This window comes from Serratia sp. HRI (genome assembly GCF_010119335.3).
GTDB lineage: Bacteria > Pseudomonadota > Gammaproteobacteria > Enterobacterales > Enterobacteriaceae > Serratia > Serratia nevei.
On record NZ_CP083690.1, the window covers coordinates 1,460,902 to 1,484,034 of the forward strand.

Consider the following 23,133-nt stretch of genomic DNA (forward strand, 5'->3'; position numbering starts at 1 on the left):
TTTTGCACCTTGCTCCCCCCAATTGTCAGCACTAACATGTTCACTTGATCAAGTCAAAAAATCATTTTCTACAGCACTCTATCAGGAGCTCGACATGCCCTCTCATACTGATCTTCCTCTTGAGCCACTTGACGTATTGATCATGGGAGCTGGCGTGTCTGGCATAGGTGCGGCAGCCTATCTGCGACGCGATCAGCCGCACAAAGTCATTGCGATTCTCGAATCCCGTGAACAAATGGGCGGTACCTGGGATCTGTTCCGTTATCCGGGTATTCGTTCGGACTCGGATCTGTATACCTTTGGTTTTGACTTTAAACCCTGGACGAAAGCCAAATCTCTGGCCGATGCGTCGGACATTCTCGAGTATCTGCACGAAACCATTGATGAATATGCGCTAGCTCCCTTCATTCATTATAAGCAGCAGGTGATCTCCGCGAACTGGCAAACGGACAAAGGTTTATGGGCTGTACAAGTCGAGGACGGTTATACGGCTAAGATCCGTGTGATCGAATGCCGCTGGTTGTTCAGTGCAGGCGGTTACTATCGTTACGATCAGGGGTTCAGTCCTCGTTTTGAAGGCAGTGAGCATTTCAAAGGGCAAATCATTCACCCACAACACTGGCCAGAACAGTTGGATTACACCGGCAAGCGAGTCGTCGTCATTGGCAGTGGTGCAACGGCGGTGACCTTGATTCCCGCCATGGCGGACAAAGCTGCCAGTGTAACCATGCTACAGCGCACTCCCTCCTACATCATCAATCAGCCTGCGAATGATTCCGTTGCAGCTTTTCTACGCAAGATTCTACCGGAACAAACAGCTTACTCACTGACACGCTATAAAAATGCCAAGATTACTTTGGCTTTCTGGGGATTTTGCCAACGCTTCCCTAAGCTCTCGCGAAAACTGCTTCTTTGGTTGACCCGTAAGGAATTGCCGAAAGACTACCCGGTCGATGTGCATTTTAATCCGCCCTACAACCCATGGGATCAACGTCTTTGTTCAGTTCCCGAAGGCGATTTGTTCAAAACTATCAGCGCAGGGAAAGCCGACGTCGTGACCGATCATGTCGAACGGTTCACCGAACACGGTGTATTGCTCAAATCGGGCAAGATGCTTAAGGCTGACATTATCATTACTGCCACGGGGCTTAACGTACAACTGTTTGGCGGCATCACCCTATACAAGGACGGCAAACCGGTCGTGCTGAGTGAAACCATCGCCTACAAAGGCATGATGCTCTCCGGCGTACCCAATTTTGCGTTTGCGGTGGGTTACACCAATTCATCCTGGACCTTGAAAGTTTGCCTGCTGTGCGACCATTTTTGCCGCTTGCTGGGTTTCATGGAACGCAAAGATTATAACGTTTGCGAGCCTAAAGCACCGGATGGTATCAAGACTCGCCCCTTGTTGGACTTCGGAGCCGGCTACGTGCAGCGCGTACTGGACAGCATGCCACGACAGGGACCACGCGAACCTTGGGTGATGTCGATGGATTATTTTCGCGATATCAAGTTATTGCGCCGTGGAAAAGTGGATGATAAGCATCTCTCGTTCATGACAGTAAGCCATTCCCCCTTACATGCCGACATCGAACTGCAGCAGCAAGGTAGCCACCCATGAGCACCGACCACTTCTGTGAGTTAGCGATGCAACGCAAGCTCTGCTATCGTAGCCACGGCTCAGAAGACGCTCCTGCGGTTCTTCTTATCGTCGGTTTAGGACTACAGTTGACCTATTGGCCACAAACGCTGATTGCCGGGCTGGTTGAGCGAGGTTTTCGCGTCATAACATTAGACAACCGCGATTCGGGCAAATCGTTCTTTACTGACGTGGCGCCTCCCACGATCTTGCAGCAGTTGTTCCGTAAACGGACTTCCGGTTATAACCTGGCTGATATGGCCGAAGACGTGATCGGTCTCATGAATGGCTTGAAACTAGAAATGGCGCATGTAATGGGTATGTCGATGGGGGGAATGATCGCCCAGACACTCGCTGCCCGCTATCCTGAGCGCATCAGGACACTAACCTCCATTTTCTCGACAACCGGCTCTCTACGCGTAGGCCAGCCAGCATACAAGACTATCTTGCATCTCGTGCGCCGTCCCCCCCGGAATCAGCTGGAAAGTGTTCGGAATTATCTGGACATAATGAGGCTTATTGGTTCAACGCTCGAGTGGAACGAGAAAGCGCTGCGTGACTATGCCCTGGAAGCCTGGGACCGAGGTGGCCGTGAGGCGAGCAACGTAGGAACCGCCAGACAAGTTGGCGCCATCATTAATTCCGGTGACCGCACCGCGGAGATACGGCGAATTCGTTGCAGGTCGCTGATTATTCATGGGGAGAAAGATCTGATGGTCGCAACTAATGGTGGGTTCGCCACGGCTGCGGCGATTCGTGGCTCCAACCTGGTTCTCTTACCTGGTATGGGGCATGACTTTCCGACCTGCCTGTCGGGCACGCTGCTATCCCTGTTGGCTGGGCACATGCGCTAACACGTATTCGCTTTTTAAAAGATACTAGGATGCTTTTCTATTGCCACACCAGGGACTTCCCAAAGCAGGCTTAAAACAAAAACAAAAAAAACAAAAAAAACAAAAAAACAAAAAAACAAAAAAACAAAAAAAAGACAAAACCTTCGCTTGCACGAAACCACAAAGCCACCTATCACAGTTTTGATTTTTAAGACATTACTCCCCACCAAAATCGTGATTGAACCAGGCCCGTCCGGATGCATCATGGAACATCTATGAGCACGGCAGCGAACGTACCTTTACACCATGCTATATATATTCCTTTCATCAAAGCCAGTTCTGACAGTAGCGGCTCAGGTTCTGGACAATGCCTCCAGCGCCTGCGAGCCGATTTATTACAAGAAGAAGGCCAGATAATTGTTGATGGCGTTGTAGTCCATATCTCTTTCGCACCCTATGCACGTATCCCGTTGTGGATTGTATAACTTACGACGTAGAGTGGCATATGTACCTTTATACGAGTATAATTCGAGAATTTGAACGATTAAAGAGGTTAGTATGTTAAATGTCAGTGACAACAGTAAAAATGAAAGTATATTGCTAGAGTATAAGAAAATGGAATCGGTTTACCATAAATTTTCAGCAAAGGTTGAGGATATTTTATTACACGCAATTAAAGGCATAAAGATTATAAATGTAAACAAAAGAGTTAAGACATTAGAAAGCCTTTCGGATAAGCTCATTAAGAAACAGTCTAAATACAATGATATAAACGAAATCACAGATATCGTAGGCGTCCGAGTAATTACATTATTCTCCGATGACGTTGATGGCGTGGCGAGAATAGTTGAAAGTGAGTTTGACGTTGATATTGAAAACTCTATAGACAAACGTAAAAGTGAGTCTCCTGATAAATTTGGCTATATGTCTCTTCATTATGTAATTCAGATGAAAAAAAACAGAACCAATTTACCAGAATATAAAGAATTCGCTGGATTAAAAGCAGAAATACAAATCAGGACATCATTACAACACTCCTGGGCTGAGATGGAACATGGCCTTCAGTACAAAAATAGTGACGCGCTACCGTATAAAATTAGAAGACAACTATCAAGCTTATCCAGTTTATTAGAAACTGCTGACTCTCAGCTGGTTCTTCTCAAAGATTTTGAAAATGAACTGATCGATGAATCAACGCTATCGTTAAACAAAGAAAAACCTGAAAACGTCGCACTAAACAAAATAACGCTTCCTTTATTCTTTAAAGACAAAAACTCAATTATCTATAAAATCAGGGACGAGTTTTTGAACAATAAATCCGACAAAGAACTCAACGTCCCAGGAGTGGAAAAATTAGCAGATTTTGATCGCGAAGGAATTAGAACACTAGACTCTAACCTGTCATTTTTTGCATCATGCCTTCATGACTTTGAAATATTCAATTTCCAACAACTCTATGATTTTTGCAAAAACAGATCAGATGTCCTACTTAACCACTCGGATAAAATAAATGAGGAGATTCTACGTAAACCTAGCGCGATAAACATTAATAATTTCTTCTTTATGTTTTTGCTGGCTTGCATATATGACGAACTAATCAATGGGAATAAGATTGATGATAAATCAAACTGATCGCTAGTAGCATCTATTTACTGGCAAAGGTGAATGAAAAAATTATCATCTATTTATACGCATTTATATACATAAAATAATTGTTATAGGAATATTTAATTTTTTATAGTTGCAGGCAATATGAAGAGAAATTCATAGCCATATGCTATACAGCATCAATGTCTACTACCTGCCATCAATGACCGTGACTTGAATGGCAGGAAAAGGGTAGGATATGGAAAAAAGAGAGTGCTAATCATTAAAGCTGGTATACATACGACGGAAGCCCTAGAAAAGCATCTAGAAAAAGACGACTTCGCCTTGGCCAAAGCAGGTGATGGTCCTAAAGGACTAGAGATGTTTTTTCCTGGCAATCTGACTTAATCTTACTTGATGCCCAACTGTCAGGAATCAATGGCTATGAAATACTAGCACGTATACGTAGAAAGAGTGTCGTACCTATAATAATGTTGACAGTAACAGGAGAAATACAGAATAAGAACACTTCACTAAGGCACGGTATTGATGACTATATTGCGAGGTCATATAATCTGGAAGAGGTTGTCGCACGGGTACATGCGGTACTAAGAAGAACAACTGCACCGAACATAAAATCTGTCCTCATTACTTGCGGCCAAGTACAACTTGATGAAAATGCAATTTTAGCTCAAATTTATTACGCCGATGATATTAAAACCCCTTTAAGCCTTACGCCAACAGAATTCTTGTAGCTATCAATATTAATGCGTTCACCAAGAAAATTCTACTCACAGCAGACATTGTTGAGTAAGTGCTTGCCAGAGAGTGATACTTGTGAACGTGTTGTTGACGCTCATATTTATAATTTACGGAAAAAGCCGAATTCGGCTGGGGTGCACGATGCTTTTAATTACCGTAAGAACGACATGATATAGATATTGGAATCAATAAAACAGAGCAACCCCGCCCCTCCACCGAAAAAATCAGCTGGTTGCCTGAACGCCAGAGATATACCACGACGCTATCCGTATGGGTTGAGTCACTGGTCCGTTTACTGCCGATTAAGCACGTTGCACAACTCACCGGACTGAACTGGCATACGGTCAAGAATATCGACTACCGGCGTCTGCTGCGGGAACGGACAGAGCCGCAGCGCCATACCCTCCGCCGTCTGGTGATGGATGAGTTCGCCCTGTTCAAAGGACATCGTTATGCCACCGTGGTGATGGATGCGGATACGCAACAGGTGTTGTGGGTGGGCGAAGGCCGCAGCAGAGCGGCCTTCCGCCCCTTCTTCGTCTGGCTGGGCGCTGAAGGCTGTGCCGCTATCCAGTCTGTCGCCATGGATATGAATACGGCGTTAGACCTGGAGGTCAGGCATCACTGCCCGCAGGCGGAAGTGGTCTATGACTTGTTCCATGTGGTGGCAAAGTATGGCCGGGAGGTTATCGACCGGGTCCGCGTCGACCAGGCCCAAAAATTTCCCTAAAATCACGGCAACTCACTTGTTATTCAGAGTAATGTCATATTTTATTCTTTTTTGATTTGAACGCTAAGATCACAACTTTATATAAATATTATTACTTGTTAGATTTTTGCGATAAAACCACGCCATTCTGCCATTCATATGTATATCCCCCCTACCGAAACAACATAAATAAATCTGTTACCATCACACTAATAGTATGAAATCTACCATATAATTATATGATTCCGCCATCAACACTGTCGATTTTTCAACTGGTGCAATCGTTACAAAGAGAGCATCCCGCCACGGCTTATCTCCGCTAAGCCCGACCAGTCTCTTGGAAAATTTAGCTAGCTGAATATCAATACTTCTCAGATAAGACAGTACAGTACGAATAAGAGAAGGACGGGCATTCCGACAGGATAAATTTGGAATGTTGGCTAAATGCTTGCACCGCTCGGGGAGCAAGCATAACGCAAAAAACCCTTTAAGATAAATTTATTATTGCATTATCTCTGCACCTGTTTCAATTACTCAGTCCTGAGAAGCCACCTTAAGAATATTATAAATGTAGTGCCTATAGCTGTTAAAAAGTGATTGATCTTCGCAATCGTTCAAAGCCCCTTTGCACAAGTGTCGCATGTCGATATTAGCCTGATAGAAGGGCGACACCTTTAGTCTGGCTTGTTCAAGCAGAATCCCTCCTAAAAAGGCGATATCAGTTATCGACCCCAAGTCTGCAACAGGCTGCATATTGGCATTGTCTCGCAAACTGAACTGCGTCAAATGTGCGGCATCTGGTAGTGATGTCGAATACCCATTCTCCCAATCAATATTCGGCTGATGATCACCAAAATACATAAACATTGTGGGCTTTTGACGCTGATCGATAAACTGGAAAAATTCTGACATCGCTGCGTCGGAGGTTTGTATTTTTTCCATATAGTGGCTGAACTTAGCTGCGGAAGTTTTGTTTGTTACCACTGGCCTCAGTTGATAGTTATCTTTGTGGCTAGCGTCATAAGGCCCATGCTCATACATGGTCAACGCATAAACAAACACTGGCTTGTCAGTATGGGTATCCAGTATTTTTTTGATGTAATGCAGTATGTCGGCGGTGCTGATATGCCACAGGTTATCCTGCAAGCTACCAGGATAACCTAATTCCTGGGGTTGGATAATTTTATCGACTCCCATCATGGTATAGGCGTGGCCGGCGTTATAAGCTGACTTATTAAAGGGAGTGAGAACCACGGTATAATAACCATTAGCTTTCATCTGCTTGAAAAGACTGTCATTCACATGGTCGATAACCGAGTAAAAAACCGCATTTTTCTTGGTACCAAAATCATCGCTGCGCAACCCCGTGAGGACTGAAAACTCCGATAACCAAGTCCCCCCTCCGAAAGTTTGTACTCGCATCAGCGTATGCGCTTTCACCGCCGTCCCTTGTTCAAACATGGAAAAATGCGGCAGCAATGCCGGATCGGGAAGCTGATACAATCGAGGATCAGTGGTGGACTCCTGCAGCAGCAGTACAATATCTGGGTGCATATTATCAGATGCCTGGGATACTTTATTTAGCACAGATGTGCGGGTAGTAAAGTTCTCAGAACTGTCATCGGGAAAGGAGGGAGAGTCATAGTTCATCTGGCTGCTCGACATCACCAGATTAGACACCACGCCTGTTCCGCCCGGTAAAGTGCCGGCCCAGTCTTGTTGATAAAAGAGCACACATTGGCTCAGCACCCCACCGCTAACGGACATCATACAAAGAGCAACGACTCTCGGCGTAACCCCACGTCGACGGGGTACTGCACGCCAGCCAACGATGAGCGTAATAGCAACAATCCCTCCCAATCCGACCAAGGCCAACCCAGCTTCCGGATAATGAAACAACGTGCCGACATTTGAGAGGTCGGTCAGCATAAAGAGATCGGAGAACATCAATTTGTCTTTATAATAATGCACTTTAAGCTGATTAATAAACTGCAGCACGATAACTAGCACACTACCGGTCGATATGGCAAACAGTACCTTCGCGGAGAGTAAGTATCCTATCCCCACAACGAAAACAAATGCACTAATAGCAGTAACGAGAGGATAAATGTCATCAGGAGAATTGCCAACCAAAATAATTATGGCTGCAATAATTAGCAGAAATAGATAAGAATAAGTCTTTGGCCTAGAGATATACTGCGTTCTTATCGATGGGTGGGAGTGATGCTTCATTATGCTACTTTTCACCTATGAGAGAGGGAAATTAATTCGTTGTTAAAGAGTATTAATTAATGTGTTCTTCACGCTCAAATAGTGATAACCAGAAGCACAAATTTAGTCGACGACACTCTAACCAACATCCACCGTATAGATTTATCTGGCAAGTTTACAGTATCCACACGGGCAACATCTAGCAACCCATGCGATATAATCGCTCTGCTAAAATTCACCGCGACTAACTTGCTCCCGAACCGTACACCGTAACTCACCCGCACAATCCCAACAAGTTTTATCTCTAACTCACTCATTCCCCGGGCCTCCATTTCTGAGAGAGTAGCCAGCACGGCATCACCATTTTAGCTCTTTTTTTGAGCAACCATTATCCCATCAGACCTATTGACTCACCTACGTCATAACGCCATTATCACATACGTTCTGTTGACAGTCGCATATGAACTCCCCTTTTGGCTCGTAGAGCTGAAAATCCAAGTTTTCTAAGCGGCCATGTCGAAATATTCAGAAGACTGGATGCTTGAGCTTAGTATAAAATTCTTATAACAAGATTGTGTGGAGATAGTGTGGAGGTTTCATGTGGAAAGTAGCATTCATGCTTGGGAGATTGAATGAAAACCATTAAAATTCTTCTTGCGGAAGATGAATATGAAATTACCGAGATCCTTACTGCTTATCTTAGAAACGAAGGTTTCGAGGTCGTGCCTGCGCACAACGGACGGCAAGCCATCGCACTGTTTCAGGCCACGCTACCACAGTTCGTGATTCTGGATATCAAAATGCCGTTAATGAACGGCTGGCAGGTGCTGAATGAAATTCGCAAGACGCACGATACACCAGTCATGATGCTAACCGCATTAGATACGGATGTTGACAAAATCCATGCTCTGCGTAATGGTGCTGACGATTATATTGTCAAGCCATTTAATCCAGCAGAGGTGATTGCCAGAGTGAACATTATTTTGCGCAGGGTTTCGTTTCACCGTAACAACAAAGATCTTTCAGTTTATTCCACAAAAAACATTGAAATAAACATTGAACATCACCAAGTTACAATAAAAAACACCGGCGAAGACATCGGTGATAAGCTAACATCAACCGAGTTCAGATTATTAACACACCTTATTCGTTATCCCAAACGGGTTTTTACGCGACAAGAGTTACTAGAGAACTGCCTGCCGGAGAATGATGCTAATGAGCGCACAGTAGACAGTCATGTCAGCAAACTCAGAAAGAAATTTAGCCAAGCTGGATTATCTAATATTCCTGAAAGCATCCGTGGTTTTGGTTACCGGCTGGGGGATTGATATGGTACATCGCAGCATCAATAGTCAGCTTTTCCTCCTAACGCTAAAAGTGGTGATTTCCACATTAGTGCTCATTTCTGCCGTCTATAGCACCTACTTCATGATTTTCTACGATTGGCATTCTCCTCCGGCGTTTTCCTGGATACATGACAGCCTAATGACGATATTATCCGTTCTACTCTCTTCGGTGCTCGCCAGTTATCTATCGTTGAGTTTTGCCAAAAGACTTATTAAACCATTACAGTCAGTGGCTCACAGCGCCAGAAAAATCTCTGAAGGCCAGCTTAGCGAACGAGTGAACCACCATCACTGCCATACCATCGAAATAGTCCGGCTTATCAATGATTTTAACTCTATGGCAGGCAAGCTCGAAGCAATGTCTGATGATATGAAAAAATGGAATGCAGCTATCGCCCATGAATTACGTACCCCGGTTACAGTTATTCAGGGCCGTCTGCAAGGTCTACGGTACGGCCTATTTGCGAACGACAGTAGGCAGTTCGACATGCTGATTCGGCAAACTGAAGGACTGTCCCGTTTGATCGACGATTTACGCGTACTCAGCCTATCGGACAGCGGTCAATTATACATTTACCGTGAAACGGTACATCTGAAAGCACTGTTACACAATTGCGTAGAAACGTTTAATAGCCACCTCACCGCCAGTGGTCTTAAGCCCGTCATCGAAGCCGCGGATGTGGTGTGTTATGTCGATGAGGTACGCCTCCGCCAAATCTTTATAGCCCTGCTCAGCAACGCCTGCAAATATGCCGACCCCGGTCTGCTGCGGATGCGTTGCTCAGCAAGGCGCAGCGATATTATCATAACAGTGGAAGATGAAGGGCCCGGTATCGCAGATGAGGAATGTACTGCCATTTTCGAAGCATTTTTCCGTTCCCACACTAGCGGTAAGAAAGAAATCAACGGCAGCGGACTCGGCCTGGCGGTAGTCAACGCCATTGCTCTAGCGCACGGCGGGCAAGCCACATATCGTCACAGCGAGCTTGGTGGTACCTGTATTGAAATCTCGCTCCCTAACTGCGTCAATGCGACATTGTAGGAACGCCCTTCCTCATCTATCTTTCCACACGTCCTGCAGCAACGCCTTGTCGAGGCTCAGATCTGCCTGCTTCAGGACAAAGACAAGCTGCTCTACGGTGAATCGTGATTTTTTCATCGGCACCACCTCTGCTCAGGGAGTGTCGATCATGCCGGGATTCGGTTTCTGAATGGCGCAGGATTTTGTGTCAGGGTCAGTGCTCTTTATCAAATTTATTATCTTACATCTTTAACTCCACATAAACTCCACAGAACCCATCTATACTGTTAGCCACTAACGTTTTTTGGACCATTCGGAGTATCATTTTCATGTCCCTAGATATACAAGCGCTTCTTGCCGATGAGGAAAAATACTGTTCGCACGGTGACACCGTTCACTATGTAAACCCGCCGAAAATCTTCAAGCATTGCAACGGTAGTTATATGTTTGATGAGAATGACACTGCATATCTGGATTTGCAGATGTGGTACTCGGCAGTTAACTTTGGTTATAAAAACCCTAGATTGGAAGAAACGCTTAAAAATCAGATTGATACCTTGCCGCAAATCGCCAGCCAATACTTACACCCAACTAAAATAGAGCTGGCCAAATTCATTGCCCAAGACGCAGAACAGAAATGGGGCCATAGTGGTCGCGTGCACTTCAACGTCGGTGGCGCGCAGGCGATTGAAGATTCACTCAAAGTAGTACGTAATGCAAGCAATGGCAAAAGTTTGATGTTCGCCTTTGAAGGGGGCTATCATGGACGCACATTAGGCGCTTCTTCAATTACGTCCAGCTATCGTTATCGTCGTCGTTTCGGTCATTTCGGCGATCGAGCACAGTTTGTTCCGTTCCCTTATCCATTCCGCCGTCCTAAAGGCATGACATCAGAAGAGTATGCGGATCACATCGTGAGTGAGTTCGCCCGCAAGTTCGAAAACGAATATCACGCCATCTGGGATCCGAAAACCAATCAGTGCGAATATGCAGCATTCTATATTGAACCTATTCAGGGGACTGGTGGTTATGTCATCCCACCTGCAAACTTCTTCACAGGCCTAAAAAAAGTACTGGACACTCACGGCATCTTATTAGTGGTTGATGAAATCCAGATGGGGTTCTGGCGGACAGGTAAACTTTGGTCAGTAGAAAATTTCGGCATCAAGCCAGATGTGCTGGTTTTCGCTAAAGCATTGACTAATGGTCTGAATCCATTGTCCGGTCTGTGGGCGCGTGAAGAACTGATTAACCCAGGCGTTTTCCCACCAGGCTCAACACACTCAACCTTCGCATCTAACCCACTGGGAACTGCACTGGGTCTGGAAGTTATGAAAATGACGCATGAAGTTGATTTCGGTAAACAAGTGCGTGACAGCGGCGCTTACTTCCTTGATGGACTGCAAGAGCTGCAAAAACGGCATAAAGAAATCGGCGATGTGGATGGAATGGGTCTAGCACTGCGTGCAGAGATCTGTACCGAAGACGGCTTTACTCCAAACCGCGAACTTTTAGATAAAATGGTCGATATGGGCTTGGAAGGAAATCTGGAGTATCAAGGCCAGAAACGTGGCTTGGTCCTGGATGTTGGCGGATATTACAAGAACGTCATTACCTTTGCCCCATCATTGATGATTACCAAAGCAGAAATCGATGAAGCTCTAACCCTGTTGGATCAACTGATCAGCAGAGCTAAGAACGCTTAATGACTTGGTTGAACCAACTTGAACCCAAAGGTCTGTTACAGGCCTTTGGGGAAATGCCCCCAGACAGTTTTCGTCTTCTGGGGCATGAACAAATTTTAGCTTTTTTCATGCGCTTTCACTTGCTTACCACCATGGAAGACAAGGCAAGAGCCCGTATTCAACGTCTACCATTATATGCACGATGGGCTAAATGGTTATCGATTAACACGGCGTTTGTAGGTACAACCGTCAGCGAATATGTACCGTTTAGCGCTGATCTCCTTCCTGAGTATTTTATTGAACTCTTGCAGCAACAGATTTCCCCTTTATGTAAAATCACTATTATTAAGGATATTCCGCAAAGCTCACCATTATTATCAGAAATGGAAAATGACTATGCTGATGCAGTAATAAAAAGCGCCGTCAAGCAAGGTTATATTGTCGTAGAAGGCCAAGCTCTCGCCTATGTACCAGTGGATTTTGACTCTATTGAATCCTATCTTGCACAACTTTCCTATAGCCGACGTAAAAATCTACGTCGTAAACTAAAAAGTCGGAATGATGTTATCGTAACTGTCATTCCAACAGGAAGGTTCTATAATGAAATTGACGAGCGAGTTACCCGTGAATATTATGATCTGTACGAAGAAGTATATTCTCAGAGTGAAATACATTTTGATCACCTGACTTACGATTTCATATGTCAACTGTTGCGAGATAATAACAGCAACGGTATTGTTTTCGAATATCGTCGGCGCAGCGATAACCTCCTGATTGGCTGGAATTTGTGTTACGCGTTTAGGGGGAATCTGATCGATAAATATATTGGCTTGCGTTACCCTCATGCTCGAGAACTGAATCTCTATTTCTTAAGTTGGATAGTGAACCTAGAGTACGCGCTGCAGCATGGCTTGAAGCACTATATCGCTGGTTGGACAGATCCCGAGGTTAAAGCTAGCTTGGGAGCTAAATTTACCTTTACCCGTCATGCGGTTTATATTCGCAGTCCGCTTTTGCGCACCTTGATACGCAGGTTTTCTAATTCATTTGAAGGTGACCGCTCTAAGTTGGATGAGAGGACATGAAATGAAACTGCCGACCCTCGTACTTGATTTAGATGATTCTATCCGGCGCTTGCCCAATGAAAACCGCTTACGCCCAGCAACTCACTGGCGTGAGCAAGTCCGCTTTGGGTGTAGCATTAAGCATTTTCGCCAGTTTTGGGCTGAGACAGAAAAGACGCTTCCCCCCACAGAGCAATATGGCACTGTGTTAATAGGCAGCGGAGACTTTCATCACTTGACCCTCCCCTTGGTACAACACTGCCTTAAAAACAAAACTGGATCTATGCGCCTTATCGTATTAGATAATCATCCAGATAATATGCGATTTCCCTGGGGTATTCACTGTGGGTCTTGGGTACGCCATGCTGCCTTACTCCCACAGATCAGCCATATTCACGTGGTGGGGGTCACCTCTCAGGATATTAGCGTAAAACACGCCTGGGAAAATTATCTGGCGCCGCTTTTTCGTGGTAGGGTGACTTATTGGAGTACAGGAGTAAATGTAGGCTGGGGAAAGAACATCGGAATTGGCAAGGCATTCCAGCATTTTAACAGCAGCGAGACGCTATGTGAGGCTTTCTGTTCGATGCTGGCACAACAACCTGAGCCGACTTACCTTAGTATTGATAAAGACGTGTTTTCCCCATCCGTCGTTCGTACTAATTGGGATCAAGGGCAGATGACGATCCCCGAAGCGTTACGCATCATTAAAGCACTCAGCGGTAGTTTGGTGGGTAGCGACATTACGGGGGAAGTCTCTGAATGGCAGTACCAAACGGCTTGGAAGCGCTGGCTTAGCGCCGCCGATGGTCAGCAGCTGATATTTGGTGAAACGCTAAATGAGCTCCATAATGAGCATGCTACGCTGAACCTGCAATTGCTTGAAGCCCTTGCATTCAGCCGAAAAGTGTAATGATAAACTCATATACATGCTGGCTCACTGATAGCCACAAAGGAGGAAACAACCGTTTTCCTCCTTTATCAGTAACATGGACGAATGCTCATAAAGCAGATGTGTTTAACAAGACGTCGCTTGCTTACCCAATAAATGGGCTACATTCCTTCCGCCTTGGTTGTATAACCGTTGTTCTTGTCTTTCTTTTTTTCCGACTCAGAGGTTTCACTGATCGCGAGTAAAAGAATTCCCAGCAAGATAAGACCACAACCGACTATTTTAGCCCAACCAATATTTTCGTTAAACAGAAGGGAAGAAAGCACCAACACAGAAATGATTTCCAAGTGTGAAGCAGCAAAGGCTGGTCCTATCGGCGCACGTTTAAGCAACGTGATCCAAGTAAAGAAAGCACCAATATACCCAACTACTGCACCATAAATCCAGGGTTGACCAAAGAGTCGCCCCAACCAATTAGTTGATAATTCAAATGGCAATGCTTGGTCGCCAGCGTACTTGATACTGATTTGTGTTATAGTATCAAAAACCATTAAGACCATAAAGCCAATGAAATAGAAACGTTTCATAATTAACCCTGTAATCCAACAACGGCGACACCGAGAGACACACAAGCAATACCGAGCACTCGCATTGGAGACATAGTCTCACGGAAGATAATCCTGCCAAGCACCATAACGGCTACAATATTAATCGAGCCGAGCAGAACCCCTTCAGACAGCGGAACCAGCGACAGAAAGGCGATCCACAGCAAGAATTCGGCGACATAGCAGATTATCCCACACCAAACATAAGGCCTAAGACTCATTCGTATCCAACTCGAACGACTTTTATCTTTAAGCGAATCCACTGCAGCTGCTTTAAACGCTAACTGCCCAACACTATCAAGGATAGCATTGAGGCCCCACAAGATTAAAACAGTCATACTCATAAACACCCTCCAGAAGGTTCACTTAGCGTTCCAGGGGTAGATATTAGTTCCGCAACATTCTCGTCTGCTAAAGATCGTTCTATAGCAAAATTAATACAGAGTTCATTCACTTTACGCCGTTCACGATCGATGGTAATCATGTGATAACTGTCTTCAAGCAGTACCAATTGCACTGGTGCATGGCGGACGCCTTTGACAATATCCATCGCATTTTTTACTGAAGCAATATCATCGTGACTAGAATGCAGCACTAAACTGGGCGCTTGCACACGCGCAAGACGCTTCAACACGTAGGAGGACAGTTTCTGCATTTCCACTACAGACCAGAATGGATTGCCGGGCAATCCCGCCTCAGCACTATTACCCGCATGCATCTGCGAGACCATACGCTTGCGAAGTGCCTTATCTTTAATACCGTAAGGTGGCTTCTCGTAAAACATTTTTTGACGGCCAATACCGAGCATCCGAAGATACGGTAGAATAAATGCCAGGCGGGTATATTTTGGCATGCTCCAACCATCATGGCGAAACGTACTGGAAAGTGCCATAACCCCAGCGATCTGCTGCGGCCTCTCAGTTGCCAATGCCAATGCCAACACCGCTCCCATCGAAAGGCCACCCACGATCAGTTTCTTTACCTTTACCATGAGTTTGTCAGCCCCGGCACGCACGCTGGCCAACCATTCTTGCCAAGTCGACTCCAACAGATCGTTTAGAGTACCGCAATGTCCGGCAAGCTGAACAGCGTAGACGGTGAAGCCCGCGTTGTTCAACCCTCGGGCCAGAATGCGCATCTCATTAGGCGTTCCTGTCAGCCCATGAATCAATAGAACTCCGGTTTCAGCTCGCTCCCCTCGCCCTTCGAGCCAGTAGTCATTCATGCTCATACAGCTTTATCCCTCAAGTTCCGTGCTACGAATGAATACAGCAAATTGGTAGCATCTTTAAAGTTGTTCATTCTTAAATGAGGGATATCGTGCTGCTGGCAATAAGCGAGCAAACGTGACTTAGCCATCACTATATCCGCTTTGCCTGAGACACAAAAATCAGAACTGCCGTCACCCACGTATAGTACCTGTTGCCTGCGCTGCTTCTGTAGATTCAGCAAGTGACATTTACAATTTGCACTCCCTTTTAAGCAACTGCCACGGAACCAAGGCGTTTCCAGCCGCCATTTTCGCTCCCCCTCTTGCACTAAATGATTGGCAAAAACGGTCAAATGCCCTAAGCCATGGCGGGCCAGGATTGAGCTAATTGCATAGTCCAAACCATCACTGACGATATGAACTGCCCATCCCAAACGACTGGCTGCAGCGACAAACGCTGGAAATTGGGGATCAATTTCAATGGTATCCAGATGCGAATCAAGCTGCTCTCGAGTCATGTCCAAAAGCGCAACCTGACCACGCATACAGTCGCTGGAACCAATAATGCCGTTTTCCCACTCTTGTTCGAGGTGCTCCCAACCCGGCAAACCAAAACGCTCTAACAAAGTATCGGCGACATCATTTAAGCTGATAGTGCCATCAAAATCACACTGTACAACCCAGTCCAATTGCTGACTGGGGGGAATCACTATATTCATGAAACTCTTCTCTAAATTTTATTAAAATACATTACGGATTGTCATAAAAACTCACAACTACATTTTGCCCGACCAAAGTGGATGGCTCACTATCAAATGCCAGAATGCATTCTACGACGCGCCGAGGACTCTGCTGGGCGTTTTCTTGCAATTGGCTCAGCACGAAAGTGGAACTAATGCGAATAACGTGGGCTGTGGGCAAATCCTTTCTTTCACTGTCATTATCAATTTGCACTTTGGCTTTCATACCCACTTTTACGCCTGCTAGATAGCTTTCATTCAGCTCGGCTCGGATGATGAACGGTTTGTTAGGCAAAAAGAGTATGACGGGCTGGCCGCTCGAAATAAACGCGCCTTCCTGAGCATTTAATTTCACAATAGAACCAGCAAAAGGAGCTCGCAGGTCAAGTTGCGCGCCATGTTCAACTAGTTTAGCTAAGCGTCTTTCAGCCAGATTTGCTTGAGCCTGAGCAACAGTAACGGCTGTTTTTGCCTGTTGCACAGCCTCATAAGCCTCATCGCTGAGCTGCATTTGAGCAGCTCCAGCTTGGGCAGCCATCTTCAAGCGAGTCGCTTTTTGTTTTAGCCCCGGTAGTTGTTCACCTATCCCTTGTAACTGCGCAACTGCCACAGCGATTTCACTTTCTGCTACACGTTTATCTGCGTAATATAGGCGATGATCCTGTTGCATCAGTATTTGCCCTTTCTGAACTGCCTGACCTTCAGTGACCAAGACTTTGTCGACCACACCTTCTGATGGAAATGATAAGGTTACGATCCCCCCATCCACATCGACTTTTCCGCGAGCAATCGCCACTGGCACTACCGCTTGGGTTGGGGCAGTCGCAACAGGTTTTACCGGTTTATCATCACAACCAGACAGCATCCATAAGCTAACGATGACAGATATCCCCCCCCACTTTAATTCTTTCAAATTCATCGTTCTTGCCTCAATTCTTATGATTCGATGTCTGTGCATCTTGCTGAATAGCGCCATCTTCCATATGCAAAAGGCGATCTGCATGACTCATCAAACGCGGATCGTGACTTACACACAGCGTCGTAACGCCATATGTTCGGGCAATCCGGTGTAGAATGTTGATCACTCGCTGCCCGCTTTCCGCATCTAATGCGCTGGTTGGCTCATCTGCAAATAACAGCTTCGGTGCTTTTGCTACTGCGCGCGCAATTGCTACCCGTTGCTTCTCCCCACCGGAAAGCTGTGCCGGATACATGTGCGCCCGGTGGCTTAGCCCAACGTCCTCAAGTGCCGCCATAGCACGCTCTTCACTTGTTCGCTTGCTTACCCCTAGGTACCCCATAGGGAGTTGCACTTGCTCGATCGCTGTTAAAGAGGGGAATAGATTAAATCCTTGAAATATAAAACCAGTATGTTCAAGGCGAAACCTTTCCATTGCTGCCCTGCTAAATGTGCTGAGATCGATTCCTAGCGCAATAGCCTTACCACTATCTGGTTGTTGCAGACCAGAGAGCAAAGACAAGAGCGTGCTTTTTCCACACCCAGAAGGACCGGAAATGAGAGTTAACTCCCCAGGGTTTACCGTTAATGAAAGGTGCCTTAACACCGGTACGGTCAAACTTCCGGTCAGGAACGATTTACTGATGTCCTGAGCCTGCAAAACAGGCTGTGATGAGTGGCTGTAAAAATTAACCATGTTTCTTAACCTTTTAGTCAGCGTAACAGTAGTGAAGGATCGATATTTAACTGTTCCCTTACAGCTGACAAACTTGAAAGTAGCACCATACAAGCCACCAAGAATATACAACTCAGCATGGCAAAGGGTGTGATCTCTACCGGTACCTGATAGTGTTTGGCAATACTGAGTAACAGTGCACTTACTATAGCCGAGAAGAGAAGCCCAATGCTGCCAATCCAGCAGGATTGCTCCACCACAACCTTTGCAAGAGCGAAGCGACTTGCACCCAATGCGTTGAGCGTGGCATATTCGCGGCTGTAGCTAGTAATGACTGTTTTAAGTGACTGACTGGTAATCATGGCCCCAACCAAGCAGACCAATCCCGCCATAAATAACACGGCTACACCCGCACCTGTATCCAGCAACCAGTACAGCTGCGAACGTGAGGCAAAGTCATTGGACGACCACATTTCATATAGGCCGAAGCGTTTGTCCGGTTGTGAGAAGCGCGCTAATACGCTAGAGAGCTGCCCTGGTTGCTTTAACCGCGCAAGATAATAGGTGCTACCTTCTCCTTCCTGCAGCCCAGCGATCGTTAAAGCACTTTCATGAGAGGAGAGCACATTAATACCGCCCAATCCGCGTAAACCTTTCAGTATGCCAACGATATATACAGGCTGTTTATTAATCCAAGCATGCCCCCCGACATGTGAACCCAGCGTAGCCAAATCAGCGGGATCAACGATAACAGCACCAGGCTCACGCAGCTTTTCTCGCAGTTCAACAGGAAGAAGCCGCGAAAACATCATCGCTTCAGGGCGAGTTGAAATACCAGAAAGATAAACAGACACACTACCACCGTCCGCATTCGGGGTGTACCAGTCGCCATCCACCCAGAGATAAGACTCAACCTCTGCGATCTCAGGATCCATACGCAAGTGGGTTTTAACATCCGGCCCAATCAGTCGACCATAATTAACACTTTGGGTACCGGGATATCCAATCCAAACATCAGCAGAGGAAGCGTTTATGTATATTGCCGCACTGCCAAAAATCCCAAGCACCAACGCCACCTGAACAATCAATAAAATACCGGAAAAACCAACAGAGAGTCCCACAGGGACAAAACGTCGCCATTCGTGAATCAGTGATTTCCGCGCGAGTGAAATCATTACCGGCCCTCTGCGTGTGTAGTAAATGACTCGGAGACTGCTGACAACGGCGCACCGCCCAACGCTTTGAATAAGGTGACGAAAGCAGAAGCATGCTTAAACTCTGCCTCAACTAATTCAGACTCTACTTGCAACATCGTGCTCTTCCCACTTAAACCATCATATTCACTGGATAACCCCAGTTGGTTTAGTTTCTGTTGCATAATGCGTAAATGATTTTGTTGCTCAAAAGCAGTATGCAGAGCTTGAAGGCATTGATTTTGGTAGTTCAGCGAAGATAGCGCATCCTCAGTCTCACCAACACCATCTTGCACCGCTTTGCGATATCCCAGCAGTGCTGCCTGAAGCTCGTGTTCTTTGGCATGTTTATTCGCTAAACGCATCCCCCAATCCCACAATGGAATATCAATGATAGGACCAAGGGCAGGGATACTATTACTGCCACTGCGGCGATAATTTTCTGTCTGGTTATATGCATATAATAATGAACCGCTTAACGTCAGACGAGGATAAAGCGCAGCTTGAGCCAGCCCCACATCAGCGGCAGATTGCAATACATCAGCTTCTGCTTGTCTAATATCAGGGCGCGTACGCAGCAAATCGGCGGGTATCTCTTTAATACGAATATCCGGAGTTAAATTTATTTTATCATGTAATAGTTGCACCGTCTGTGTCAGTGTCTTGTTCGTCAGTAGCGCCAGCGCCCGGGATGATTGCTCTCTAACTTGCTGTAATTCAATGATGTTGGCCTGTAAACGTGCCATACGCAAAGAAGAACTGATCTGTTCTTCCGCATCACCAATGTGAGCGGTTTTACGGATCGCCGCTAATGTATGTAAACGTTTCTCAACAGCCTCCTGAGAGGACAGTAGAGACAACTGTCGGCCAGCATATATAAAACGTAAATAATTTTGCACTACGTTTGCAACGACAGAAATACGCACCCCTTGCTCCCGGGCTTGAGCCGATAGAACAACGGCTTCCCCAGCCTGTTGCCGGTTGGCTGACTCGCCATAGAGGCTGAGCTCCCATACCATATCAATACTGCCGTGGAGGTAATTATCCCGGGCAGCGGCATCTTGCACAGGTTGAACTCCCGCTCGGAGATGAGGTAAATAGCTACTGGCGGTAGCACCATTCAGAGCTTGTGCTGTTTTCAACCACTGTTCGGCTTGGGCAATATTCAGGTTATTAGCAAGCGCATTTTCTACAAGTTCGTCTAACACCGGGTCATTAAAAGTTTGCCACCAGGAGCGTAAATCTACGAGATGCCCCCATGCAGGCATAGCCACGTCCCACTTATCAGGCACTTTTTGTGTTAAATCAGGTCTATTGGAGCCAACACAGCCACTCAATAATATCAATGCCGGAATTGCTATCGCTCCCTTTCTAAAATAGCCACCAAAAAAAATCATATAGTGTTTTCCACGATAACATTTATCCTTACTCTATCTTAGCTAAGATAGGTTGCTTTTATGTTGAGATTATGTGGAGGTTGGATGGAGTCAAGTGTCCCCACACAAATTTACGCTCCAGCCTAGTAGCGAAAACCGTATGATGTGTGCTCGTGAGAAGTCTGTCTTTCCTGCCCCCACGCTTGTCATCCCACTATTTTCGGTATCCTTCTAGGTGCAATCGTCTTTGAGCCATCTACACCAATGCTCCAGAATGTGTGAAGCGGGAGATAAGAGTTATCAGGCATATTGGTGTACAGCCTGCGAAACGCCTTAGCGTAATGCGCACCTTCTAACGGTTGTTGGAAAGCTTCTGCCGGGTATGATCAGATACTCATGTTTTATGTCATCACCAAGGGGATTCTCTTTGGCGAGCTACCTGGTTTTCTGGCGTTTATTGCGGGTGACGCCTTGCTTAGCTTCCAACCCTTTGAAATAGCCTGCCAGGCGCTCTGGAAACTATCTAGCGGGTCGATTGCGTCTGTGGGTTCTTAGCAGACTGCGGTAAATACCCGCCCGACAACGATAGCGAGCAAGCGATGATGATAAAGCAGATCCTGTCTATCGCTCTACACAGGAGATTACTCTTCACCATATCATTGATTAACTTCAATTACTGATAATTTTTGCTCATATTTCTCACTCCGCATCACATAACTCACAATCAGAGTTAACGAGCCAAACAGCATGATTACCCAGTATGCAGCGGCCACCATAGTTACCATAGCTTAATCTGCAATCTCCCCGTACCCAACACGGTCAGAAAGGCTAATGAGATAATCGAGACAATTACGCCGTTACGGCATTTATTCATCGCTTTCTCTCTTCTTCGAGTCGGTGTATCGCCAGTAGTTGGTTATTCTCCTTGCGAACATAAACAGCACGTTTAATTTGCTTGCTATTGGTTTTGTGGATTGATGCTCTGTTTTTTTCATGAATGACAGCACGATAATCCACAATAAAAATACGCGACAATTGTTAGATTTATCTCGCTGCACTAAAAAAGTAATCATCATCTTTCGCCCCTACCCCGGGGCTTTTTTTTATTTTCCCACCGATGCGCTCCACTGGTTCAACGTAGCAACCTGGCCAGCGCAGATTGATAAAGCTGTTTGGAGCGCCAACGCATGGCTTCCGATAGCGGATTTTTTTACGCCTAAACGTCGAGGTAGCATGAGCTTTAGAGGAAAGGTTTGGTTTTGGATGTTGGTTTCATGCGCCATCTTCTGGTATGGCGTAGTTATTGGATTGATGGAGGTTATGTGATATGTGGATTTAAAGGAACGCCGTGGCCGTGGGAGCATTATGGCCCGCATGGATGTCAGCACTCAATCGGCGGTTATATTGAGTCCGGTGATGGGGAGATATATGACGTTTCAGGGTTTGATGTTGGCAGTGAAATGGCTTTTAAAAATGCAAAAATATGGCCAGTAGGTCCATCCGTCACCGACTGATGAAGCTAGAAAAAGCCGTTGAGAAAGTCCGCCGCTCTGGCATTCACTCCGCATGCTGGGCGCCAATCACCAAATAATCCACCGAAAATATGAAACCACGAATTCCGCAACGAATCAGCGTCAAAGCTGAGGGGGTTCATGCGCCTACAGGGAGGGCAAAACGAAACCCAACCGGACTACCAACACAAGCATTTAACGTTGCCAGTGGCCCGCTGCTGGCGATTGCTGTCAAAAGACAACGGCAACTCATGGGAGATTATGTCCCACGAGCGCTACAATAACCCAATCAGGATTTAAACATGACCAGTCATCATGCATACCGCAATATCGCCAGAATTGCGGCTGAATGTGAACAACGTGGATGGTATGAAAGGCCGCTGAAGTTTGGGAAAAATCCCTCAAACTCGCGCGAGCAGTCGACACTCCGTGGATTAAAACCCGTATAGAGTTTTGCGTCAACGCAGCCGCGCGCTGCTGGTGAGGTGAGAATTGAGTACTGTTTTTGCCAGCAACACGCCACCAGAACACAAAGACCGACGGCAAATTTTCAACGCACTGGACGTTGAGTTTGGCTTCTTCCTGGATGCAACAGCAGACGATGGTAACGCGCTATGCGCTCACTACCAGACAGAGCAGGATAACGCGCTGTCTATCGACTTGGTGAGCTACGGCTCTATCTGGTGCAATCCGCCATACAGCACATCACCCCGTGGATGCTTAAGGCTGCGGAGCAATGCCGCGTGCAGAATCAGTTGATCGTGATGTTGTTGCCGGCGGACACGTCAACGGGTTGGTTTTCATTGGCGCTGCAGTCAGTCGATGAAGTCCGCCCTATCACCGATGGCCGCCTGGCGTTTATTAATTCCACGACGGGAAAGCCGGGGAAGAACGGCAACAGTAAAAGTAGCCTGCTATTCATCTGGCGACAATTTATCAAGCCGCGGTGCCAGTTCTCAACCATATCCAGGGACGAGCTCCTGAGCATAGGAAAGAGCATAATCATGGAGGAAAGCATTGCATGATATGGACTCAGCAAAGAAAAACCTTCTCCGCAGTACATCCAGAGAGCTTTTAAGAGATTTCGACTCCCCTTCCAACGATTTAACCCTCCG

Annotated in this window: 21 protein-coding genes and 2 pseudogenes; 14 read left to right on the forward strand and 9 right to left on the reverse strand. The window is 46.1% G+C overall.

Annotated features, from left to right (window positions below; translation table 11 throughout):
* The first annotated feature begins 94 nt into the window (after positions 1–94).
* The 7 genes and pseudogenes from GF111_RS07165 to GF111_RS07195 all read left to right on the forward strand — a co-directional run.
* Entirely contained in the window at positions 95–1,621 is a 1,527-nt protein-coding gene (locus GF111_RS07165) for an NAD(P)/FAD-dependent oxidoreductase (RefSeq protein WP_038875127.1), read from the forward strand.
* Positions 1,618–2,493, forward strand: a complete 876-nt coding sequence (locus GF111_RS07170; protein ID WP_038875124.1) for an alpha/beta fold hydrolase — start codon at positions 1,618–1,620, stop codon at positions 2,491–2,493. Before GF111_RS07165 ends, GF111_RS07170 begins: the two co-directional genes overlap by 4 nt.
* A gap of 254 nt (positions 2,494–2,747) precedes the next feature.
* The gene (locus GF111_RS07175) at positions 2,748–2,957 is read left to right on the forward strand and encodes a hypothetical protein (RefSeq protein WP_134267094.1); all 210 of its coding nucleotides are present in this window, start codon (positions 2,748–2,750) and stop codon (positions 2,955–2,957) included.
* Between the two features lie 73 nt (positions 2,958–3,030).
* Complete coding sequence (locus tag GF111_RS07180) at positions 3,031–4,104, forward strand: GTP pyrophosphokinase family protein (protein ID WP_050572060.1); 1,074 nt, start codon at positions 3,031–3,033, stop codon at positions 4,102–4,104.
* A 404-nt stretch (positions 4,105–4,508) separates the two neighbouring features.
* On the forward strand, positions 4,509–4,814 hold the full coding sequence (locus tag GF111_RS26735; RefSeq protein WP_354632483.1) for a hypothetical protein: 306 nt from the start codon (positions 4,509–4,511) through the stop codon (positions 4,812–4,814).
* Between the two features lie 12 nt (positions 4,815–4,826).
* A complete protein-coding gene (locus GF111_RS26740) occupies positions 4,827–4,997 on the forward strand; it encodes a winged helix-turn-helix domain-containing protein (RefSeq protein ID WP_186766936.1) in 171 nt (56 codons plus the stop codon).
* A 38-nt stretch (positions 4,998–5,035) separates the two neighbouring features.
* Positions 5,036–5,536 (forward strand): annotated as a pseudogene (locus GF111_RS07195) (transposase); the annotation flags it as partial.
* Between the two features lie 528 nt (positions 5,537–6,064).
* On the opposite strand, the gene GF111_RS07200 reads toward GF111_RS07195, so the two are convergent.
* On the reverse strand, positions 6,065–7,762 hold the full coding sequence (locus tag GF111_RS07200) for an LTA synthase family protein (protein WP_047728592.1): 1,698 nt from the start codon (positions 7,760–7,762) through the stop codon (positions 6,065–6,067).
* Positions 7,763–8,373: 611 nt separating this feature from the next.
* Here GF111_RS07200 and GF111_RS07205 point away from each other — a divergent pair.
* The 5 genes from GF111_RS07205 (at position 8,374) to GF111_RS07225 (ending at position 13,770) form a co-directional block, all read left to right on the forward strand.
* Complete coding sequence (locus GF111_RS07205) at positions 8,374–9,069, forward strand: response regulator (RefSeq protein ID WP_071605337.1); 696 nt, start codon at positions 8,374–8,376, stop codon at positions 9,067–9,069.
* Positions 8,978–10,129 carry an ATP-binding protein gene (locus GF111_RS07210; protein ID WP_224217824.1) on the forward strand — a complete coding sequence of 384 codons (1,152 nt, stop codon included), beginning with the start codon at positions 8,978–8,980 and terminating at the stop codon, positions 10,127–10,129. The genes GF111_RS07205 and GF111_RS07210 overlap by 92 nt, the downstream gene beginning before the upstream one ends.
* A 308-nt stretch (positions 10,130–10,437) precedes the next feature.
* The gene (locus GF111_RS07215; protein WP_038875116.1) at positions 10,438–11,814 is read left to right on the forward strand and encodes an aspartate aminotransferase family protein; all 1,377 of its coding nucleotides are present in this window, start codon (positions 10,438–10,440) and stop codon (positions 11,812–11,814) included.
* Positions 11,814–12,878, forward strand: a complete 1,065-nt coding sequence (locus GF111_RS07220; RefSeq protein ID WP_147191512.1) for a peptidogalycan biosysnthesis protein — start codon at positions 11,814–11,816, stop codon at positions 12,876–12,878. Before GF111_RS07215 ends, GF111_RS07220 begins: the two co-directional genes overlap by 1 nt.
* Position 12,879: 1 nt before the next feature.
* The gene (locus tag GF111_RS07225) at positions 12,880–13,770 is read left to right on the forward strand and encodes a hypothetical protein (RefSeq protein ID WP_050572059.1); all 891 of its coding nucleotides are present in this window, start codon (positions 12,880–12,882) and stop codon (positions 13,768–13,770) included.
* A 140-nt stretch (positions 13,771–13,910) separates the two neighbouring features.
* Here GF111_RS07225 and GF111_RS07230 read toward each other — a convergent pair whose 3' ends face one another.
* The 8 genes from GF111_RS07230 to GF111_RS07265 are packed head-to-tail and all read right to left on the reverse strand — an operon-like array spanning position 13,911 to position 20,528.
* Positions 13,911–14,336, reverse strand: coding sequence for an EamA family transporter (locus tag GF111_RS07230; protein ID WP_047728598.1), 426 nt, complete (start codon positions 14,334–14,336; stop codon positions 13,911–13,913).
* 2 nt (positions 14,337–14,338) lie between these two features.
* Positions 14,339–14,698, reverse strand: coding sequence for an EamA family transporter (locus GF111_RS07235; protein WP_038875109.1), 360 nt, complete (start codon positions 14,696–14,698; stop codon positions 14,339–14,341).
* The gene (locus GF111_RS07240; protein WP_065768495.1) at positions 14,695–15,585 is read right to left on the reverse strand and encodes a carboxylesterase; all 891 of its coding nucleotides are present in this window, start codon (positions 15,583–15,585) and stop codon (positions 14,695–14,697) included. The genes GF111_RS07235 and GF111_RS07240 overlap by 4 nt, the downstream gene beginning before the upstream one ends.
* A complete protein-coding gene (locus GF111_RS07245) occupies positions 15,582–16,283 on the reverse strand; it encodes an MtnX-like HAD-IB family phosphatase (RefSeq protein ID WP_047728600.1) in 702 nt (233 codons plus the stop codon). Before GF111_RS07245 ends, GF111_RS07240 begins: the two co-directional genes overlap by 4 nt.
* A 31-nt stretch (positions 16,284–16,314) precedes the next feature.
* The gene (locus GF111_RS07250) at positions 16,315–17,223 is read right to left on the reverse strand and encodes an HlyD family secretion protein (protein WP_055312581.1); all 909 of its coding nucleotides are present in this window, start codon (positions 17,221–17,223) and stop codon (positions 16,315–16,317) included.
* Between the two features lie 10 nt (positions 17,224–17,233).
* A complete protein-coding gene (locus tag GF111_RS07255) occupies positions 17,234–17,959 on the reverse strand; it encodes an ABC transporter ATP-binding protein (protein WP_055312582.1) in 726 nt (241 codons plus the stop codon).
* Between the two features lie 17 nt (positions 17,960–17,976).
* Positions 17,977–19,113, reverse strand: a complete 1,137-nt coding sequence (locus GF111_RS07260) for an ABC transporter permease (RefSeq protein WP_038875107.1) — start codon at positions 19,111–19,113, stop codon at positions 17,977–17,979.
* Positions 19,113–20,528 (reverse strand): TolC family protein, encoded by a 1,416-nt coding sequence (locus GF111_RS07265; protein WP_038875105.1) that lies wholly within the window; start codon positions 20,526–20,528, stop codon positions 19,113–19,115. Before GF111_RS07265 ends, GF111_RS07260 begins: the two co-directional genes overlap by 1 nt.
* A gap of 972 nt (positions 20,529–21,500) precedes the next feature.
* On the opposite strand from GF111_RS07265, the gene GF111_RS07270 reads away from it, so the two are divergent.
* Both GF111_RS07270 and GF111_RS07275 read left to right on the forward strand, forming a co-directional pair.
* Positions 21,501–21,833 (forward strand): hypothetical protein, encoded by a 333-nt coding sequence (locus GF111_RS07270; RefSeq protein WP_162420223.1) that lies wholly within the window; start codon positions 21,501–21,503, stop codon positions 21,831–21,833.
* A gap of 677 nt (positions 21,834–22,510) precedes the next feature.
* Positions 22,511–23,043 (forward strand): annotated as a pseudogene (locus GF111_RS07275) (phage N-6-adenine-methyltransferase).
* Positions 23,044–23,133: the final 90 nt, after the last annotated feature.

Bases quoted from the DNA above. Each gene is read 5' to 3' on its own strand.
- GF111_RS07210 (WP_224217824.1), top strand. From the start codon at position 8,978: ATGTCAGCAAACTCAGAAAGAAATTTAGCCAAGCTGGATTATCTAATA.
- GF111_RS07245 (WP_047728600.1), bottom strand. From the start codon at position 16,283: ATGAATATAGTGATTCCCCCCAGTCAGCAATTGGACTGGGTTGTACAG.
- GF111_RS07205 (WP_071605337.1), top strand. From the start codon at position 8,374: ATGAAAACCATTAAAATTCTTCTTGCGGAAGATGAATATGAAATTACC.
- GF111_RS07220 (WP_147191512.1), top strand. From the start codon at position 11,814: ATGACTTGGTTGAACCAACTTGAACCCAAAGGTCTGTTACAGGCCTTT.
- GF111_RS07225 (WP_050572059.1), top strand. From the start codon at position 12,880: ATGAAACTGCCGACCCTCGTACTTGATTTAGATGATTCTATCCGGCGC.
- GF111_RS07175 (WP_134267094.1), top strand. From the start codon at position 2,748: ATGAGCACGGCAGCGAACGTACCTTTACACCATGCTATATATATTCCT.
- GF111_RS07170 (WP_038875124.1), top strand. From the start codon at position 1,618: ATGAGCACCGACCACTTCTGTGAGTTAGCGATGCAACGCAAGCTCTGC.
- GF111_RS26740 (WP_186766936.1), top strand. From the start codon at position 4,827: ATGCGTTCACCAAGAAAATTCTACTCACAGCAGACATTGTTGAGTAAG.
- GF111_RS07200 (WP_047728592.1), bottom strand. From the start codon at position 7,762: ATGAAGCATCACTCCCACCCATCGATAAGAACGCAGTATATCTCTAGG.
- GF111_RS07235 (WP_038875109.1), bottom strand. From the start codon at position 14,698: ATGAGTATGACTGTTTTAATCTTGTGGGGCCTCAATGCTATCCTTGAT.
- GF111_RS07215 (WP_038875116.1), top strand. From the start codon at position 10,438: ATGTCCCTAGATATACAAGCGCTTCTTGCCGATGAGGAAAAATACTGT.
- GF111_RS07260 (WP_038875107.1), bottom strand. From the start codon at position 19,113: ATGATTTCACTCGCGCGGAAATCACTGATTCACGAATGGCGACGTTTT.
- GF111_RS07250 (WP_055312581.1), bottom strand. From the start codon at position 17,223: ATGAATTTGAAAGAATTAAAGTGGGGGGGGATATCTGTCATCGTTAGC.
- GF111_RS07240 (WP_065768495.1), bottom strand. From the start codon at position 15,585: ATGAGCATGAATGACTACTGGCTCGAAGGGCGAGGGGAGCGAGCTGAA.
- GF111_RS07165 (WP_038875127.1), top strand. From the start codon at position 95: ATGCCCTCTCATACTGATCTTCCTCTTGAGCCACTTGACGTATTGATC.
- GF111_RS07270 (WP_162420223.1), top strand. From the start codon at position 21,501: ATGAATGACAGCACGATAATCCACAATAAAAATACGCGACAATTGTTA.
- GF111_RS07265 (WP_038875105.1), bottom strand. From the start codon at position 20,528: ATGATTTTTTTTGGTGGCTATTTTAGAAAGGGAGCGATAGCAATTCCG.
- GF111_RS07230 (WP_047728598.1), bottom strand. From the start codon at position 14,336: ATGAAACGTTTCTATTTCATTGGCTTTATGGTCTTAATGGTTTTTGAT.
- GF111_RS07180 (WP_050572060.1), top strand. From the start codon at position 3,031: ATGTTAAATGTCAGTGACAACAGTAAAAATGAAAGTATATTGCTAGAG.
- GF111_RS07255 (WP_055312582.1), bottom strand. From the start codon at position 17,959: ATGGTTAATTTTTACAGCCACTCATCACAGCCTGTTTTGCAGGCTCAG.